The following is an 18,277-nucleotide window of genomic DNA, read 5'->3' as shown; positions in this document are numbered from 1 at the left end:
TGTAAGCCTCCTTAATTACTTGTCAGATAACCAGCGTGCTGCGTCTTTAGCATGATACGTTACAATTAAATCCGCTCCTGCACGCTTCATGCTAATTAATTTTTCAAGAACAATCTCTTTTTCATTTACCCAGCCGTTTTGAGCTGCCGCTTTAATCATTGAATATTCACCGCTCACATTATAAGCTACTACCGGTAAATTAAACGTATTTTTTACATCGCGCATAATATCTAAATATGATAGAGCCGGTTTTACAATTAAGAAATCTGCTCCTTCTTCGACATCAGATTCCGCTTCTCGAAGTGCTTCTAAGCGATTGGCTGGGTCCATTTGATATGTTTTACGGTCTCCAAATTGAGGAGAAGAATGCGCTGCATCGCGGAATGGTCCGTAAAAAGCAGATGCATATTTAACAGCATAAGACATCACGGGCACATCTTCAAATCCAGCTTCGTCTAGACCGTGGCGAATAGCTGCCACGAAACCGTCCATCATGTTTGAAGGCGCAATAATATCCGCTCCTGCTTTAGCTTGACTGACCGCTGTACGCGCTAATAAGTCAAGGCTAGGATCGTTTAAGATTTTTCCGTCTTCAATTACACCACAGTGGCCATGATCTGTGTATTGACATAAGCATGTATCTGCGATAACAACAAAGTCTGGAAAATTTTCTTTAATTTGACGAATACCTTTTTGGACAATTCCGTGGTCATGGTATGCCTGTGAGCCGACCGCATCTTTTTCAGCGGGAACACCAAATACCATAGCTGACTTGATTCCTAAATCGACTAACTCTTGGATTTCATCATTCAAGTAGTCTAAAGAAATTTGATCCACACCTGGCATTGATTTTACAGCATTTCTTTTTTGTTCACCTTCTACAATAAAAATAGGATATATAAAGTCTTCAGCATGTAAATGTGTTTCACGTACAAGCGCACGCATATTTACAGAATTACGAAGACGACGATGACGTGTAAATTGTAAATCTTTCATGTTAAAATCCTCCTTTATTATTCAAAACAACTAACCAACATATCTATCATACCATTTATTGTGTATGTGTTAGGAACAAGATGCTTAATTCCATATTCGCTCGCTGTCTGACTCGTAATAGGACCGATGCAAACAACTTTGGTTCTATTTATAAGCTCAAGCCAATTCGGAATATCTTTAACTGACTCGACAAAAAATCTCACTGTAGAAGAACTTGTAAAAGTAATGGCATCAATTCCTGTTTCTAAATGTTGCTTAACCAAGCGTTCAGAGTCTTGATTTCGAATGGTCTGATATACAACTAGATCCGTTACCTCACACTCTTTTAACCCATCTTTTAAAACAGAGCGGGCTAATTGTCCTCGTACAAGGAGAACTCGCTCGTGATGTGACACATTTGCTTTTAACGACTCAAGAAGTGATTCCGCAACGTATTCTTTTGGAACAAGTTGCACATTAATATCGTGTTTTTCTAGCAATTTTGCGGTTTTTTCTCCAACCGCAGCCACTTTTAATCTTTTTAAAACACTCCAACTGATATTTAACTCTTTTAGCCATTCAAAGAAAAAAGAAATGCCGTTTTGACTTGTAAAAACAATCCAATCAAAACAGTCAATCGACAGCAGGACATCTTCCACTTCTTTTTCATTGTTAGAACGTACGAACGTGAGGACTGGTAAGCTTAAAGGTATGCCTCCAAGCTTTTTAACCCGTGCTGCAAATGAATGAGCCTGCTTCGCTTCTCTTGTAATCAAAACTTTTTTCAAAAAAAGAGGAGCCTCATGACTCATTATTTGTCCAGCTCCTCTTTTACACGGTCAATTAAAAGCTTAGCTCCTTGAGATGTTAAGCGCTCAGCAGCTTCTGAACCGATAGCAACGGGGTCTTTTCCCGTAATGTGCTCTTTGTAAATCGTTTTGCCATCAGGAGACGCAACTAGCGACGTTAGCTCAATGTTTCCGCCGTCCAATATACGCCCATAACCCGCAATCGGCACTTGGCATCCGCCTTCCATCTCTTTTAAAAATACGCGTTCAGCTCTAACAGCACGAGCGGTTTCATCATGATTTAGAGCTTGAAGAAGCGATAATAATTCATGGTCATTTTCTCGGCATTCGATAGCTAAAGCTCCTTGTCCCACAGCGGGAACGCTTATTTCCGGCTCTAGGTACTGAGTGACCGTATCTTTCGACCAGCCCATACGAGATAACCCTGCAGCTGCCAAGATAATCGCATCGTAATCTTCATTTTTTAATTTCTCTAGGCGTGTGTCGATATTTCCTCGAATCCATTTAATTTCGATATCTGAACGCATAGATAGAAGCTGTGCCCCTCGACGCAAGCTGCTTGTCCCAATCACAGCACCACTTGGTAGCTCCTCAAATCGCTCACCATTTTTTGAAATAAGCGCATCACGATGATCTTCTCGTAAAGGAATACATCCAATCGTTAATCCTTCTGGCAAAACAGCCGGCATATCTTTCATACTATGAACGGCCATATCAATTTCTTTATCTAACATGGCTTGTTCAATTTCTTTTACAAAAAGACCTTTACCGCCTACTTTGGACAGCGTTACATTTAAAATTTGGTCCCCTTTTGTAACCATTTCTTTAATTTCAAACTCAAAAGGAAGACCTTGTTTTTTTAACTGTTCAATGACCCACTTGGTCTGTGTTAACGCAAGTTTGCTTCGACGAGAGCCGACAATAATTTTTCGCATGTTGTCCTCCTAATTACGAACCCCAAAAGTGAAAATTCGATAAACTGCCAAATAAAAAGAAATTAATAAGTAAGACTAAGAACAATCCAATATTCCACATTGCGATTGCCTTTCCTTGAATACCTCTACGCAGTCTAGCATACAAGTAAGCGCTGTATGCAACAAACATTAAAAATGAACCTAACACTTTTGTATCGTACCAATGAAAATCTACGTATTTAATATAAGCCCATATGATTCCTAAGATTAACGAAAGCAATAACAGCGGTACACCAATTAAAATTAATACATAGGACATGTAATCTAGCTTTGTTAAATCTTCAATTCTTAGCAAGCGCTTGCCCCACTTCTTCTTTTTCAATAAATTATACTGAACAAGATACAGAGCGGAAAAAACAAAAGAGACTGAAAAAGCGCCGTAAGATAAAATAGCCATAGTAATATGAATGATTAATAATTCTGACACAAGGCGCTCCGACTGGACAGCAGTGTATGTTTCAAGTGGAGCAAACGTATGAATAGCCATAATTAAGAAACCAATCACATTTGTAAAAAACACCATAAAATCAACGCGGAACAGGCGATTAATCACAAGTGAAAGAGTAATTAAGACCCACGCGTAAAAATACAGCCCTTCAGAAACGGTAAGAATAGGAAACCTTCCCGTCTCAAACATTCGTAAAATTAAAAAGGCTGTTTGCAAAACCCAAACAATAGAAAGTAACCAGAAGGCTATCGAGTTTGCCTTCCGGTTATTTTGTACAAAATCAATAAAATATAATAAAACGCTCACCGCGTATAAAATCACAATCAATTCATAGATTCTGGTTAATTCCATATCAACCATTATTCAATCCTCACTTAAGACTGATAAGCTACTGAATGAGACGTAATCGATGTATGAAGCTGCTCTTCTTTTTCTTTTTGTAAAGCAACTTCCTGTTCAATATTAAAAATTTTCATGAACAGCTCTAAAGACTCTTCAGCATGTTTCTCTCCAGCCAATTCTTTCGCGTGTAAAATTGGATCGCGAAGAAGTTGATTAATTATACTTTTTGTATGTTTATTTAAAACTTTGCGCTCACGCTCAGATAAATCTGGGAGCTTACGATCAATGCTTTTCATCGTTTCAGCTTGAATGGTAAGTGCTTTTTGACGAAGTGCAGAAATAACAGGCACAACGCCTAATGTACCAAGCCAAGACTTGAAAGCAACAATTTCAGCTTCAAGCATAATTTCAATTTCATCCGCAGCTTTTTGACGCTCTTGCAAATTGGATTCTACAATCCCGTTTAAATCGTCGATATCATATAAAAAGACCGTCTCTAGCTCATCTAGTTCTGGATCTAAGTCACGCGGAACGGCGATGTCTACCATAAACAATGGACGACCTTTACGCGTACGCTCGGCTTCACTCATCATTTGTTTCGTTACTACATAGTCATTAGCCCCTGTTGAACTAATTAAGATATCTGCTTCGCTTAAAGCATGTTGAAGATCAGCAAATGGTTTGGCTTCTCCAGAAAAACGGTTTGCTAGCTCTTGTGCCTTTTCAAATGTTCGATTCACTACCGTTACTTTTTTAGCTCCGCTGCCATATAAATTCTGTACGGCAAGCTGACCCATTTTTCCCGCACCAAGAATCAACACATGTTTGGATGATAAGTCTCCAAAAATCTTTTTAGCAAGCTCTACAGCTGCATAGCTGACAGAAACTGCATTCGCACCAATTTCTGTTTCATGATGAGCTTTTTTGGCTAATGTCACAGCTTGTTTAAACAGCTGATTAAAAACCGTTCCAATTGTTTCTTCTTCTTGAGCAAGCAAAAAGCTTGAACGCACTTGTCCAAGAATTTGTGTTTCACCAATCACCATTGAATCTAATCCACATGCTACTCGGTATAAATGTTCGATGGCTCCATCATTTTCATAGATAGTTAAATAAGGCGAAAACTCTTCTTTATCTATTCCGAACCATTCAGCTAAAAATGCTTTTACATAATAACGGCCCGTGTGTAATTGATCAACAACAGCATAAATTTCCGTACGATTGCATGTTGAAACAATGATGTTTTCCAAAATACTTTTTTGGCCGCTTAACGTTTTCATGGCAGATGCTAGTTCTTGCTCATTAAAACTAAGCTTTTCTCTTATTTCAACAGGGGCTGTTCGAAAGTTTAAGCCGACTGCTATAATATGCATTTGTACATACCCCCTATAATTGAAATGTGCTTATTTATCCGAATTTGACGGGCAGTAACCCCTAAATTTCCAAAGAGCTACAGTGAGATAACTGCCCGTAAAATCCGGCGTTCTTCATTCTACTATTCGTAAAAAGCGGCGGACATTACACAGGTGTAAGCTTCGCCTTATCTCTAACTATTATAACATGTTCTATAAGTCATTCGAAAAAAAAATGTGAACAGTCTTTGAAAACATGTGTTAAGATATTAACTGTTATTCCGTAATAAATTGTATCAAAAAAGCAGCGTTTTATCACGTTTTCTGTTTTGAAACACCTGGAGGTTACTATGAAAAAGCAATCAATGTTTTTTGGTGTCTTACTAGTTGGATTTGGAATCTTTTTCTTACTGAATGAACTACATATGAGCATTGCAGCAAAGGTATACACGTGGCCTGTACTGTTAATTTTAATAGGAGCAGCCCTGTTAACTGAGTCTGCTTTATCTCAAGATCATTCAAACTTGCTTGCAAGCTACATATTAATCACTTTAGGTATTCATTTCTATGTAAGTGAACAAATTCCCTTTTGGCCTACGAATATTAGCATGGTCGTTTTTATGGTGGCCATTAGCTTTTTACTCAGTGCTAGAAAAGCCAAATCAGGCTTTTTCCAAGGCGGCACCCTTTTAATTATTGCCATTTTAATGATGTTTTCAGACCGTCTTAAACTATTTTTGCCAAAAGTTGAAGACGGCGTAAATTATTTAACAACCTTCTGGCCTATTTTATTGTTACTAGTTGGGCTATATTTATTATTTTTCAAACGAAAGTAATCTATGTAAATAAGTTAAAAAAATGGAACGTTTGACTCACTTCCTGTTAGAGTGATGATAAACGTTCCATTTTTTTAGATTCTATTCCTTTGTTTAGTGAGTCATGCGATACTGCAAAGATTTCCACGCTTTATCTTTTCCTTCACCTGTTTCAGATGAGAAATGAATTAATTCATCATTTGGATCTAAGTCCAGCGTTTCTCTCACTACTTTTAAGTGCTTTTGCCATTTTCCTTTAGGAATTTTATCAGCTTTCGTCGCAATAACCATAACGGGAAGGTCATGGTGCTTCAAAAACTCATACATCATAACGTCATCCTTTGAAGGGGCATGGCGTAGATCAACAATCATTAACACAGCTTTAAGCTGCTCACGATTTGTTAAATACGTTTCAATCATTTTCCCCCATGCTTCACGCTCTTTTTTAGACACTTTTGCAAATCCGTAGCCAGGTACGTCTACAAAGTGAAGGATTTCATTAATTAAAAAGAAGTTAAGCGTTTGAGTTTTTCCGGGCTTAGACGACGTACGCGCTAAGCTTTTGCGATTGAGCATCTTGTTAATAAAAGATGATTTCCCTACATTTGAACGGCCTGCTAACGCAAACTCTGGCAGGTTTTCTTTAGGATATTGTTCAGGGCGTACGGCACTGATGACAATATCGGCTTGAGTTACTTTCATTTTACCTCTCCTACTAGCGCATGTTCCAATACTTGGTCCACATGTGACACAAGAACGATGTCTAATTCCTCTTGTACACTGTCAGGGATATCTTCAATATCACGTTCATTATCATGAGGGATTAATATTTTAGTTAATCCGGCACGATGTGCACTAAGTGACTTTTCTTTTAAACCGCCGATTGGTAATACGCGACCTCTTAGTGTAATTTCTCCTGTCATTCCTACTTCTCTGCGCACTGGTTTACCCGTTAGTGCTGATACTAGAGCAGTGGCAATGGTAATTCCTGCAGAAGGTCCATCCTTTGGTACAGCTCCTTCTGGAACATGGATATGAATATCATGTTTTTCATAAAACTTTTCATCAATTCCTAGTTTCTCTGCATTTGAACGCACGTAGCTAAATGCTGCCTGAGCTGATTCTTTCATTACGTCTCCAAGCTTTCCGGTTAGCACTAGTCTTCCTTTACCAGGGGACAAGCTTACTTCAATGGCTAGCGTGTCTCCTCCTACAGTTGTGTAAGCAAGACCTGTAGCAACGCCGACTTGATCTTCCGTCTCAGCCTGTCCGTAACGGAACCTAGGCTTACCAAGGAATTCTTCAAGCGTTTTGGCCGTCACCACCACGCGCTTTTTCTCGCCAGAGACTACGATACGAGCTGCTTTTCGGCAAATGGAAGCAATTTCGCGTTCAAGGTTACGAACACCAGCTTCTCTCGTATATAAACGGATGATTGCTGTTAACGCGTCATCGCGAATCTGCAAATTGCCCTTTTGCAATCCGTGATTTTCTAGCTGGCGCAGCAATAGGTGACGCTTCGCGATTTCAAGCTTTTCCAGCTCCGTGTAACCAGCAATTTGAATAATTTCCATTCGATCGCGCAGCGGCCCCGGAATCGTAGCTAAGTTATTAGCTGTAGCCACGAACATCACTTTTGATAAATCATACGTTTCTTCTATATAGTGATCGCTGAAATTATGGTTTTGTTCAGGATCCAATACTTCTAACAAAGCAGAAGACGGGTCTCCACGGAAATCATTTGACATTTTATCGATTTCATCAAGCAGAAATACCGGATTAATCGTTCCTGCTTTTTTCATTCCTTGAATAATGCGTCCAGGCATAGCTCCCACGTACGTGCGACGATGACCGCGGATTTCTGACTCATCTCTCACGCCGCCTAGAGACACTCGTACAAAATGACGATCTAGAGACGTAGCAATTGAACGGGCTAGGGATGTTTTCCCTACGCCAGGAGGTCCTGCTAAACATAAAATAGGGCCTTTAAGAGATTTTGTCAACTGCTGCACAGCTAGATATTCTAATACGCGTTCCTTCACTTTTTCAAGGCCATAGTGCTCATCGTTCAGCACTTGTTCAGCATTATGAATATTGAGCGTATCTTCCGTTTCATTTGTCCAAGGTAGCGCAATCAACCACTCGATATAATTTCGAATGACTGAGCTTTCAGCGGAGGTAGCAGGAATTTTTTCATAGCGATCCAATTCTTTAAACGCCACTTGTTTGACATGGTCCGTCATCCCACTTGCTTCAATTTTTTCGCGAAGTGTTGCTACTTCTCCCGTCTTTCCTTCTTTGTCTCCAAGCTCTTTTTGAATCGCCTTCATTTGCTCACGAAGATAATATTCTTTCTGAGTGCGTTCCATTGATTTCTTTACACGCTGTCCAATTTTTTTCTCCAGCTGCAAAACTTCTTGCTCGTCTTGAATATGAGAAATGATCGTATTTAATCTTTCTTTCACATCAGTTATTTCTAAAATTTCTTGTTTAAGCTGAATTTTTATTGGTAAATGAGAGGCTACAATATCCGCTAATCTTCCTGGTTCTTCAATGTCGCTTACGGTTGAAAGAGTTTCAACGGACACCTTTTTGGAAAGTTTTATGTATTGTTCGAAATAGTCTAAAAGCGTGCGCATCAGCGCTTTATCTTCTACATCAACCTGATGTTCTTCGTTTTGCTTTTCCACGTGCACAACAAAATATTCTTCGCTGTCTTCAAATTCTGTAACGGTTACGCGATTTAGTCCTTCTACTAAGACGCGCATCGTTCCATTCGGCAGCTTTAGCATTTGTTTAATTTTTGCTAACGTACCGGTTCTATATAAATCCTCTTTTGTTGGCTCATCGATACCCATATCTTTTTGTGATACTAAACAAACTAAGTGATCATCCATCATTGCTTTTTCTAATGCTTGCACAGATTTATCTCGCCCAACATCTAAATGAAGCACCATTGTCGGATAGACGATCAAACCTCGTAAAGGCAATAGCGGCATTGTCAATTTTTCTTTTTCTGCCATGCAATGAACACCTCCAATGCTCGTCAATTAAAGTATGTAAAGTGTGAATTCTTTTAACAATTTTATCTCATTTGTATACACATGTCTAACAATAGTAATTACTAATTGTACCATGAGAAAGAATTAAAAGGCAAAACATATCTTTTTAAGCTCTTTTCATAAAAAAACGCCTTTTTCGTTGGCTGTGTATAAAGGTTTTATACGCGAAAAAGGCGATGAATATTCATCTGACCATTAATTTTTAATTATCATGATAGAATTAGCTAGATTCTCTATTTGAAATAGCTGGATCTACCGACAAATGTGCAACATGCTCATGTACAGACAATAGCGCTTGTTCAAACACCTCTGTTAAATGATGGACAGGAATAATATCGATACCTTTTACCTTTTCTACCATTGCATTCATATTTTCCTTTGGCACAATCACCGTCTGAACGCCTGCTTGTTTTGCTGCCTTGATTTTTGGAATCACACCGCCAATTGGCTTTACGTTACCGTGCAGACCAATTTCTCCTGTCATTGCTACCGTATGTTTAATTGGCACTTCATAAATCGCTGAGTAGATCCCTGTTGCCATCGCAATACCAGCAGAAGGTCCATCAATTGGCACGCCTCCCGGAAAGTTTACATGAATATCATACTCATCGGCTGGAACATCCATTGAACGAAGAACCGTTATGACATTTTCAATTGAGCTTTTAGCCATACTTTTACGGCGAATAGACTTCCCTTGAGTCCCTATACTTTCCTCTTCAACGATACCTGTAATAATAATGTTCCCTTTCTCTTTTGCAGGAATCGCTTTGACTTCAATTTCTAAAAGTGCTCCAGAGTTGGGCCCGTACACTGCTAATCCATTAATAAGTCCCACTTTTTCCTCATCTGCAATTTTCGGATCGTGCCTTGGAGACAGTTGACTAGAATGAACAATCCATTCAATATCTTCATTTTTAATGTCCGTTCGTTCCTCTGATATCGCTAATCCAGCCGCAATTTGCATCATATTAACCGTTTCACGTCCATTGCGTGCATATGTAGAAAACAGAGATAAACCTTCTTCTGATATATCCATTCTTACTTTATTTGCTGCTTTTTTTGCAACTGTAATAATTTCGTCGCGATCAAGCTCACGGAAAAATACCTCTACGCATCTGGAACGAATGGCAGGCGGAATTTCATTAGGCGTTCTAGTCGTCGCACCAATCAAACGAAAGTCTGCTGGCAACCCATTTTGAAAAATATCGTGAATATGTGTTGGGATTTGTGTGTTTTCTTCGCTGTAATAGGCGCTTTCCATAAACACTTTTCGATCTTCTAGAACCTTTAACAGCTTATTCATCTGAATAGGATGGAGCTCTCCAATTTCATCAATAAATAAAATTCCCCCGTGTGCATCTGTAACCGCTCCTTGTTTTGGCTGCGGAATTCCAGCTTGGCCCATGGCACCTGCTCCTTGGTAAATAGGATCATGAACAGACCCAATCAAAGGATCAGCAATGCCTCGCTCATCAAAACGCGCCGTAGTTGCATCTAACTCTACGAATACAGCCGATTGTTTGAAAGGTGATTTTTTATTTTTTTTTGCTTCTTCTAACACTAGACGTGCTGCTGCCGTTTTTCCTACTCCAGGCGGCCCATATACAATCACGTGCTGTGGATTAGGGCCGCAAAGGGCCGCCTTTAGTGACCGAATTCCATCCTCTTGTCCGACAATATCGGAGAAGCTAGACGGCCTCACACGTTCGGCAAGCGGCTCAGTTAAAGAGATGGCTCTCATTTTCTGCAATTGCTCCATTTCTTTCTTTGAATCCCGGTCAATTGAGACTTTTTGCGTACGCTGATTGCGTAATAAATTCCAAAAATATAAGCCAATGATGATACCAAAAAAGAGTTGGACCATTAAGGCAATATTCGTCCAGTTCATAGATAAACCTCCTGCGCAGTTTAGTAAGATAATTATCAGTTATTATCTCCCTGCAGCAGTAGGAATAAACAAGATTCTAGTAAAAAGTAAAATTTAGTTGTGCTTCATCAACAGAAAAAAGCCGGGTACTCAAATTGAGTACCCGGCTTTTTTTATGCTGATGTTTTGCTGCCTTCTTGAATAGTAGATCCGTCTTCTAATACGAACTTAGGAGCCGCTTGATCACGAACAGTTTCACCTGTGATAATACATTTTGTAATATCATCACGTGAAGGAAGATCAAACATTACATCTAACATAATACCTTCAATGATTGAACGTAGACCACGAGCACCTGTTTTACGCTCGATTGCTTTTTTAGAAATTTCTACTAAAGCCTCGTCTTCGAACTCAAGTTCAACGTCATCAAGTTCAAGCATTTTTTGATATTGTTTCACTAGTGCATTTTTCGGTTTTGTTAAAATCTCAACTAGCGCTTCTTCATCAAGAGGCACTAAGCTAGCAGTAACCGGTAAACGACCAATAAACTCTGGAATTAAACCAAATTTCAATAAATCTTCCGGTAATACTTTTGCTAGTAACTCTTTTTCTGTAAAGTCTTGTTGTTTTGTTTCTGAACCGAAACCAATTACTTTTTTACCTAGACGACGCTTAATAATAGGTTCGATTCCGTCAAATGCACCACCGCAAATAAATAAGATATTTGTTGTATCAATTTGAATAAATTCTTGATGAGGGTGTTTGCGTCCACCTTGAGGAGGAACGCTTGCTACAGTACCTTCTAAGATTTTAAGAAGAGCCTGCTGCACACCTTCACCTGATACATCACGTGTAATAGATGGATTTTCAGACTTACGCGCTACTTTATCAATTTCATCGATGTAGATGATGCCTTTTTCAGCTTTCTCCACATCGTAATCAGCTGATTGAATTAATTTTAATAAGATGTTTTCAACATCTTCTCCTACATAACCCGCTTCTGTTAGAGATGTTGCATCTGCAATCGCAAACGGTACGTTTAAAATACGAGCCAATGTTTGAGCTAGTAAAGTTTTACCGCTTCCTGTAGGTCCAATTAATGCAATATTACTTTTTGATAACTCAACGTCATCAATTTTACTGTTTGAATTGATTCGTTTGTAATGGTTGTATACCGCAACGGATAACGATTTTTTCGCATCCTCTTGACCAATTACATACTCATCTAAAATGTCACGAATTTCTTTTGGTTTTGGTACATCTTTAAATTCTACTTCTTCTTCTGTACCTAACTCTTCTTCTACGATTTCCGTGCAAAGTTCAATACATTCATCGCATATGTAAACACCTGGACCCGCAACTAACTTGCGTACTTGTTCTTGTGTTTTACCACAAAATGAGCATTTTAACTGCCCTTTTTCATCGTTAAATTTAAACATAATTTTCACCCCTTGTAGTATTTACTAAAGTGCTCGAAGCTGATTTCTATCCGCGCTATAGCCCAACAACATGAACAACTCATCTATTTGTAGGTAAATGCCCCTCTTTATTACATAGTAAAAGCGCTATGAAAAGATTTGTATTGCATTTTACCATACATTTTCTTGAATAGATACTAAAACGTTTTATGTATATGTTGTTGATGAGCATAACAGAATGGAGATCTGCTATTATATAGTGTCCTCTTATTGGGCCTATTTCATAACCACGGATTTCAAACAATGGGTTAAAGCTGCTTCTACGGTGTTGGTTATGATATAAAAAAACTATTGAAGTTTATAAAACAAGGCACGATCAAGTCGCGCCTTGTTTCTTACTTACTATTATGCAACAGCTTTGCTGTTTTCTACAAGAAATTCAACTGCTTTACGTACTTTCATGTCTTCTTTAATGCTATCAAGACTGCCAAGCACTTTCTTAATTTCTTCGACAGGCATGTTGTACATTCCTGCCATGTTTTCTAATTCTTTTTCTACTTCTTCTTCGCTTACTTCAAGATTTTCAGCTTTTGAAATAGCTTCTAGCGTTAAGTTGATTTTCACACGCTTTTCAGCATCCGGACGCATTTGGTCGCGAAGAGCTTTTTCATCTTGACCTGAGAATTGGAAGTAAAGTTCAAGGTTAAGACCTTGCATTTGTAAACGTTGTTCAAACTCTTGCATCATACGATCCATTTCAGTATTGAACATTGCTTCTGGAATTTCTACTTCAGCGTTTTCAGCAGCTTTTTCTACTAAAGTGTCGCGAAGAGCTGATTCCGCTTGATTCTCTTTATCGCTTTGTAATTTTTCTTTTGTTTTTGCTTTTAACGCTTCTAAAGTTTCTACTTCTTCATCTACGTCTTTTGCAAACTCATCGTCTAAAGCTGGAAGCTCTTTAGATTTGATTTCGTGTAATTTCACTTTGAATTTAGCAGCTTTACCAGCTAGCTCTTCAGCGTGATACTCTTCAGGGAATGTTACTTCCACTTCTTTTTCAGCGCCTACTTCAAGACCAACTAGTTGCTCTTCAAAGCCAGGGATGAATGTGTTAGAACCGATTTCTAAAGAATAGTTTTCGCCTTTTCCGCCTTCGAATGCTTCGCCATCAACGAAACCTTCAAAGTCGATTACAGCTGTATCACCTTCAGCTACAGTTCCTTCTTCTTTAACAACTAGTTCAGCGTGACGCTCTTGAAGTGTTTTTAATTCAGCTTCAACGTCTTCGTCTGTTACAGTTGTATCTACTTTTTCTACTTCTAAGTTTTTGTATTCGCCTAATTTAACTTCAGGCTTAACAGTTACTTTAGCAGTGAAAACTAGAGGTTGTCCTTTTTCGATTGTTTCAACATCGATTTCTGGACGATCAACCGGCTCGATACCAGCTTCAACAATTGCATTGCTGTAAGCTTCAGGTAATAAGATATCTAGTGCATCTTGGTATAAAGATTCTACGCCAAAACGTTTTTCGAAAAGTGGACGAGGCATTTTACCTTTACGGAACCCTGGTACGTTTACTTGTTTTACAACTTTTGTGAATGCTTTATCTAAGGCTTTATCAAACTCAGCAGCTTCAACTTCTACTGTTAAAACGCCTTGATTTCCTTCTTGTTTTTCCCATTTTGCAGACATGAATGTTTCCCTCCAAAATCATTTTAAGTAGTGATTTCTAAACTAGATAATGCAGATAGCCTATCAGTTCAACCCTCAATCATTATCTATTTAACTCCCTATTACTTTAAAGTACGTAGGAATGTAATGTAAAGATGAAATTCTACTATACGTATTTAAGTGCATTTTACAACCATTATATTATAACATACAACAATGACGTTTCAACTAAACACCACATTTTATATAAAAGAAATTTCTTCAATTTCTTTTAGCTCTTTAATTGCCTTTCTTAATTCAGCTGCGGAGAAACTTCCATCTTCCTCTGCTACAGCTGCATCTGACTCTTCTCCTTGCATCATCAGACTAACAGCATACACCGCTTCTGTCCAAAGTTTTACATTATCACCCGGTAAAAACGGAAATGTAATAAATAAATGACGCTGCCATATTTCAACGGCAACCTGCAGCAATGTAGGATTTTCATGCTCCAGCTTTTCCGTCAGCTGCGCTTCTACTTGCTCGGCAAACAAATACGGTGTTGTTCGTTGAAGTTGAAGCGCATTTACTTTTTTCGTCTCTCCAAACTTACTAATCATAAAATCAATGTCTACTTCTTCTTCCATGACTGTTTTTAAAGCGACTGTTTTTACGATAGGGTGAACAGCTTCAGATGAAAATAGCTGTTCCAGAAAGAAGCGCTGCTTTTCAATTCTCTTTGTTTTTAATGAATGAACCCATTCAAGCTGATCTTGAATATTGTCTAGAGCTGTGAATGATTTAAACTGCTCTAGCTGTTCTTCTTCTGTTTGTTCTTCTATGACTTGTTCTTGATTCATTCTATTCTTGCAGAACTCCAATAGCTGATAAAGCTGTTCAGCATGTTCAGAAGGGAGTTTGTGTTCTTGAATAACTGCTTGTAGAGTGACATATCCTTCATGATAGTGACCAAGCTGAATTAACACCATGAGGTACATTTGCAAATTATGATAATAATCGCCAATATCTTCTTTCAGCATTTGCTCACACAATTCTTTAGCTATGCCTGCATCACCGAGCTCCACGTGACAAATAACAAGACCAAGTAAAATTTCATGATGCTTATTATCAAGTTCATAGGCCTGCTCAAATAAAGGAAGTGCTTCTTGAAACTGCTTGTGCTGCATATGATCTGTAGCTTTTTCAACCAACCGTTCTTTTAATAGAGGAAAAGCTACAATTTTGTTTTGTTGTTCATTCGACATGTTTTCTCCCCACTTCGCGGTCCATTTGCTTTACAGTTTAGCAATTCGGTTAACGGAACGCAAAAAAATCGAGCAAAATCATCATTTTGCTCGATTTTTGGTTAATATCTTACCGTTTTTGCTTCATAAGCAGAAATGTCGTCTTCAAAAGAAAGCGTATAGCCAATTTCATCATATCCGTTAACAAGCATATATTTCCAATGGCCATTGATATCAAACGTACGTTCAAAGCCTGCTTCATCGGTAATTTTTTGCTGATGAAGATCGATTGTACAGGCGTAAGAAGCACTTTGAGACTCTTTCATTAAATAGGAAACATCTTCTTTTGGTAAAACAATAGGTAAAATACCATTTTTTAGACAGTTTTGTTTAAAAATATCCGCAAATGAAGGTGCGATAATGGCACGAAACCCATAGTCTAAAAGCGCCCATGGCGCGTGTTCACGTGACGAACCACATCCGAAGTTCTCGTCAGCTACAAGAATTGTTGCTCCTTGATTTTGAGGCTGATTTAATTCAAACGTTTCATTTAACGTTTCATCTTCATTATATCGCCAATCAAAAAATAGAAATTGGCCAAACCCAGTACGCTCAATTCTTTTCAAAAATTGCTTTGGGATAATTTGATCAGTATCTACGTTTGCTCGGTCGAGACCTGCTACTTTCCCTGTGTGGATTGTAAAAGCATTCATCTGTGTTCTCCTCCTTATCGCACCGCTTGTTCTTGTAGTTTGCGCACATCAACAAAATGTCCATATACCGCTGCCGCTGCTGCCATTACCGGGCTTACTAAATGCGTTCTGGCGCCTTTTCCTTGACGTCCTTCAAAATTGCGGTTAGAAGTGGACGCACAGTGTTCGCCTTGTGGAACTAAGTCAGAGTTCATACCTAGACACATGCTGCAGCCTGAGTCTCTCCAATCAAAACCTGCTTCAATAAAAATAGCAGATAACCCTTCTTCTTCAGCCACTCGCTTTACTTTTTGAGAACCTGGTACAATGATCGCTCGCACATCTGGTGACACTTTCTTTCCTTTAATAAAGGCTGCCACGTCACGAAGATCAGACAAACGAGCATTCGTACATGAACCGATAAATACATGCTGAACTGGAATCTCTTCTATTGCCATGCCAGGCTGTAAGCCCATATACTCAAGTGCTCGTGACAAAGACTTTCTCTCAGCTTCTGTTTTACACTCTTCTAATGTAGGAACTTGCTTGCTAACATAAGAACTCATCGCCGGGTTTGTTCCCCATGTTACAACAGGTTCAATTGTATCTGCATCAATTTCCAGCGTTTCATCGTACGTTGCACCTTCATCTGTTGCTAAAGCTGCCCAAGCTTCCACTGCTTTTTCAAACTGTTCTCCTTTAGGAGCATACTGACGTCCTTTAATATAAGAGAACGTGACATCGTCTGGACTGATTAAACCAGCTTTTGCACCGGCTTCAATAGACATATTACAAATGGTCATGCGCTCTTCCATTGAAAGATCGCGAATACATTCGCCCGTAAATTCCACGATTGAACCCGTTCCAAAATTCACGCCGAATTTTTGAATTATTGCTAACACAATGTCCTTGGCATAAACGCCAGGCTGCTTTTTGCCATTCACTTTCACTTGTAGCGTTTTTGGTTTCGCTTGCCATAGCGTTTGTGTTGCTAAAACATGCTCTACCTCACTCGTTCCTATCCCAAAAGCAAGCGCTCCAAATGCACCGTGAGTAGATGTATGACTATCTCCGCACACAATGGTTTTTCCAGGCTGAGTTAATCCTAATTCCGGTCCAATGATATGCACAATTCCTTGCTCTTCACTTGTTAAATCTAAAAGCTTCACACCAAACTCATGACAGTTTTCAGATAGTTTGTCTACTTGTTTCTTTGCAATTGGATCTTTAATATTAAAACGGTCAACCGTTGGAATGTTGTGATCCATTGTAGCAAACGTTAAGTCTGGACGCTTCACTTGGCGATTTGCCACGCGAAGACCTTCAAATGCTTGAGGAGACGTTACTTCATGAATAAGATGAAGATCGATATATAATAAGTCCGGCTTCCCCTCTTCTCGACGTACAACATGTTGTTCCCAAAGCTTATCAATAATTGTTTTTGGTTTCATACTGCTCCTCCTTTCTGATTATGAAAAACGTTTCTCACAAAACGTGAGAAACGCATGATTAACTGTAAGCTGTCATAATGCTTGAAATGGCAGAATCATTGGCAATTACCGCAGTTATCGCCTCCACCATTTTATCGGTACCTAAATAATGATTACCGTCTGCTAAGTCAGCTGTTCGATGACCTGCATGTAATACACTTTCAACTGCTTGTTCAATCACTGCTGCTTCTTTTTCTAATCCAAACGAATGTCTAAGCAACATTGCTGCAGATAAAATAGCAGCAATCGGATTAGCTTTGTTTTGACCAGCAATATCTGGTGCAGAACCGTGAACCGGTTCGTATAGAGACGGACCATCAGCCGTTAAGCTCGCAGATGGCAACATTCCTAACGATCCTGTCAGCATAGAAGCCTCATCACTCAAAATATCACCAAACATATTTTCAGTTACCACTACATCAAAATACTTCGGATTACGAATTAACTGCATAGCAGCTGAATCTACAAGCATATGCTCAAGCTCTACATCCGGGTAGTCTTTTGCTACTTCTTCAGCTACTTCACGCCACACTCTACTAGACTCAAGCACATTCGCTTTATCAACAGACGTTACTTTTTTACGTCGATTTACAGCCGTATCAAATGCTTGGCGAATAATTCTTTCTATTTCTGTACGCTTATAAAATAATGTGTCGACAACTGTTTCTTCATTTCCTTCTGTTCGGCGCTCGCTAGGCTTACCAAAATATAAGCCTCCTGTTAGCTCACGGACGATAATGAAGTCAACACCTTCAATGTATTCTTTTTTCAGAGGAGAGGCATCCGCTAAGCTATCATAAAACGTCACCGGACGAAGATTAGCATATAAATCCAGTTCTTTTCGAATAGCTAGCAAACCTTTTTCCGGTCGCAAATGTGAAGGGTTACGATCCCATTTTGGCCCTCCAACCGATCCAAGTAATACAGCATCCGCCTGCTTACAAGTCTCAATTGTACTTTCTGGAAGAGGTGTGCCCGCCTCATCAATTGCAGCTCCGCCAATTAGTCCATACGTAAACTCAAATTGATGATCAAAGCGCTCTCCAATTGCTTTTAAAACGGCAACAGCGCCTTTTGTTACTTCTGTTCCTACGCCGTCACCCGGTAATACAGCGACTTTTTTTGTCATGGTGGTCTCT

At 39.0% G+C, this 18,277-nt stretch carries 15 protein-coding genes; 1 reads left to right on the top strand and 14 read right to left on the bottom strand.

The annotated features are described in order from the left end of the window. Nucleotides 1-15 precede the first annotated feature (15 nt). The 5 genes from hemB to hemA are packed head-to-tail and all read right to left on the bottom strand — an operon-like array spanning nt 16 to nt 4,921. Nucleotides 16-996 (bottom strand): porphobilinogen synthase, encoded by a 981-nt coding sequence (hemB, locus tag AC1DEF_RS01105; RefSeq protein WP_097824642.1) that lies wholly within the window; start codon nt 994-996, stop codon nt 16-18. Between the two features lie 17 nt (nt 997-1,013). Next, complete coding sequence (locus AC1DEF_RS01100; protein ID WP_477727288.1) at nt 1,014-1,787, bottom strand: uroporphyrinogen-III synthase; 774 nt, start codon at nt 1,785-1,787, stop codon at nt 1,014-1,016. Next, the gene (gene hemC / locus AC1DEF_RS01095) at nt 1,787-2,719 is read right to left on the bottom strand and encodes a hydroxymethylbilane synthase (RefSeq protein ID WP_053487758.1); all 933 of its coding nucleotides are present in this window, start codon (nt 2,717-2,719) and stop codon (nt 1,787-1,789) included. The genes AC1DEF_RS01100 and hemC overlap by 1 nt, the downstream gene beginning before the upstream one ends. Nucleotides 2,720-2,732: 13 nt before the next feature. Next, nucleotides 2,733-3,566 carry a cytochrome C assembly family protein gene (locus AC1DEF_RS01090; RefSeq protein ID WP_013059361.1) on the bottom strand — a complete coding sequence of 278 codons (834 nt, stop codon included), beginning with the start codon at nt 3,564-3,566 and terminating at the stop codon, nt 2,733-2,735. 14 nt (nt 3,567-3,580) lie between these two features. Further along, on the bottom strand, nt 3,581-4,921 hold the full coding sequence (hemA, locus tag AC1DEF_RS01085) for a glutamyl-tRNA reductase (protein ID WP_013085134.1): 1,341 nt from the start codon (nt 4,919-4,921) through the stop codon (nt 3,581-3,583). Between the two features lie 329 nt (nt 4,922-5,250). Between hemA and AC1DEF_RS01080 the strand changes: the two genes are divergently transcribed. Continuing rightward, nucleotides 5,251-5,736 (top strand): LiaF transmembrane domain-containing protein, encoded by a 486-nt coding sequence (locus tag AC1DEF_RS01080; RefSeq protein WP_013059363.1) that lies wholly within the window; start codon nt 5,251-5,253, stop codon nt 5,734-5,736. 93 nt (nt 5,737-5,829) lie between these two features. Here AC1DEF_RS01080 and yihA read toward each other — a convergent pair whose 3' ends face one another. From yihA to leuB, 9 genes are all read right to left on the bottom strand, one after another. Continuing rightward, nucleotides 5,830-6,417: a ribosome biogenesis GTP-binding protein YihA/YsxC gene (gene yihA / locus AC1DEF_RS01075; protein WP_013059364.1), complete on the bottom strand. Its 588-nt coding sequence runs from the start codon at nt 6,415-6,417 to the stop codon at nt 5,830-5,832. Then, a complete protein-coding gene (gene lon, locus AC1DEF_RS01070; protein WP_016765665.1) occupies nt 6,414-8,738 on the bottom strand; it encodes an endopeptidase La in 2,325 nt (774 codons plus the stop codon). Before lon ends, yihA begins: the two co-directional genes overlap by 4 nt. A 259-nt stretch (nt 8,739-8,997) precedes the next feature. Next, entirely contained in the window at nt 8,998-10,665 is a 1,668-nt protein-coding gene (gene lonB, locus AC1DEF_RS01065; protein WP_029320070.1) for an ATP-dependent protease LonB, read from the bottom strand. 152 nt (nt 10,666-10,817) lie between these two features. Further along, nucleotides 10,818-12,083, bottom strand: coding sequence for an ATP-dependent protease ATP-binding subunit ClpX (gene clpX / locus AC1DEF_RS01060; protein ID WP_013059367.1), 1,266 nt, complete (start codon nt 12,081-12,083; stop codon nt 10,818-10,820). 384 nt (nt 12,084-12,467) lie between these two features. Further along, complete coding sequence (gene tig, locus AC1DEF_RS01055; protein WP_016765666.1) at nt 12,468-13,754, bottom strand: trigger factor; 1,287 nt, start codon at nt 13,752-13,754, stop codon at nt 12,468-12,470. A 221-nt stretch (nt 13,755-13,975) separates the two neighbouring features. Further along, on the bottom strand, nt 13,976-14,977 hold the full coding sequence (locus AC1DEF_RS01050) for a tetratricopeptide repeat protein (protein ID WP_097824646.1): 1,002 nt from the start codon (nt 14,975-14,977) through the stop codon (nt 13,976-13,978). Between the two features lie 101 nt (nt 14,978-15,078). After that, on the bottom strand, nt 15,079-15,669 hold the full coding sequence (gene leuD, locus AC1DEF_RS01045; protein WP_013059370.1) for a 3-isopropylmalate dehydratase small subunit: 591 nt from the start codon (nt 15,667-15,669) through the stop codon (nt 15,079-15,081). Nucleotides 15,670-15,683: 14 nt separating this feature from the next. Then, nucleotides 15,684-17,099, bottom strand: coding sequence for a 3-isopropylmalate dehydratase large subunit (leuC, locus tag AC1DEF_RS01040; protein WP_013059371.1), 1,416 nt, complete (start codon nt 17,097-17,099; stop codon nt 15,684-15,686). A gap of 58 nt (nt 17,100-17,157) precedes the next feature. After that, nucleotides 17,158-18,267: a 3-isopropylmalate dehydrogenase gene (leuB, locus tag AC1DEF_RS01035; protein WP_013059372.1), complete on the bottom strand. Its 1,110-nt coding sequence runs from the start codon at nt 18,265-18,267 to the stop codon at nt 17,158-17,160. Nucleotides 18,268-18,277 lie beyond the last annotated feature (10 nt).

It is taken from the genome of Priestia sp. 10L35 (assembly GCF_056395685.1).
Note: the sequence above shows the minus strand (reverse complement) of the source record. Positions and strands in the feature narration are given on the sequence as shown.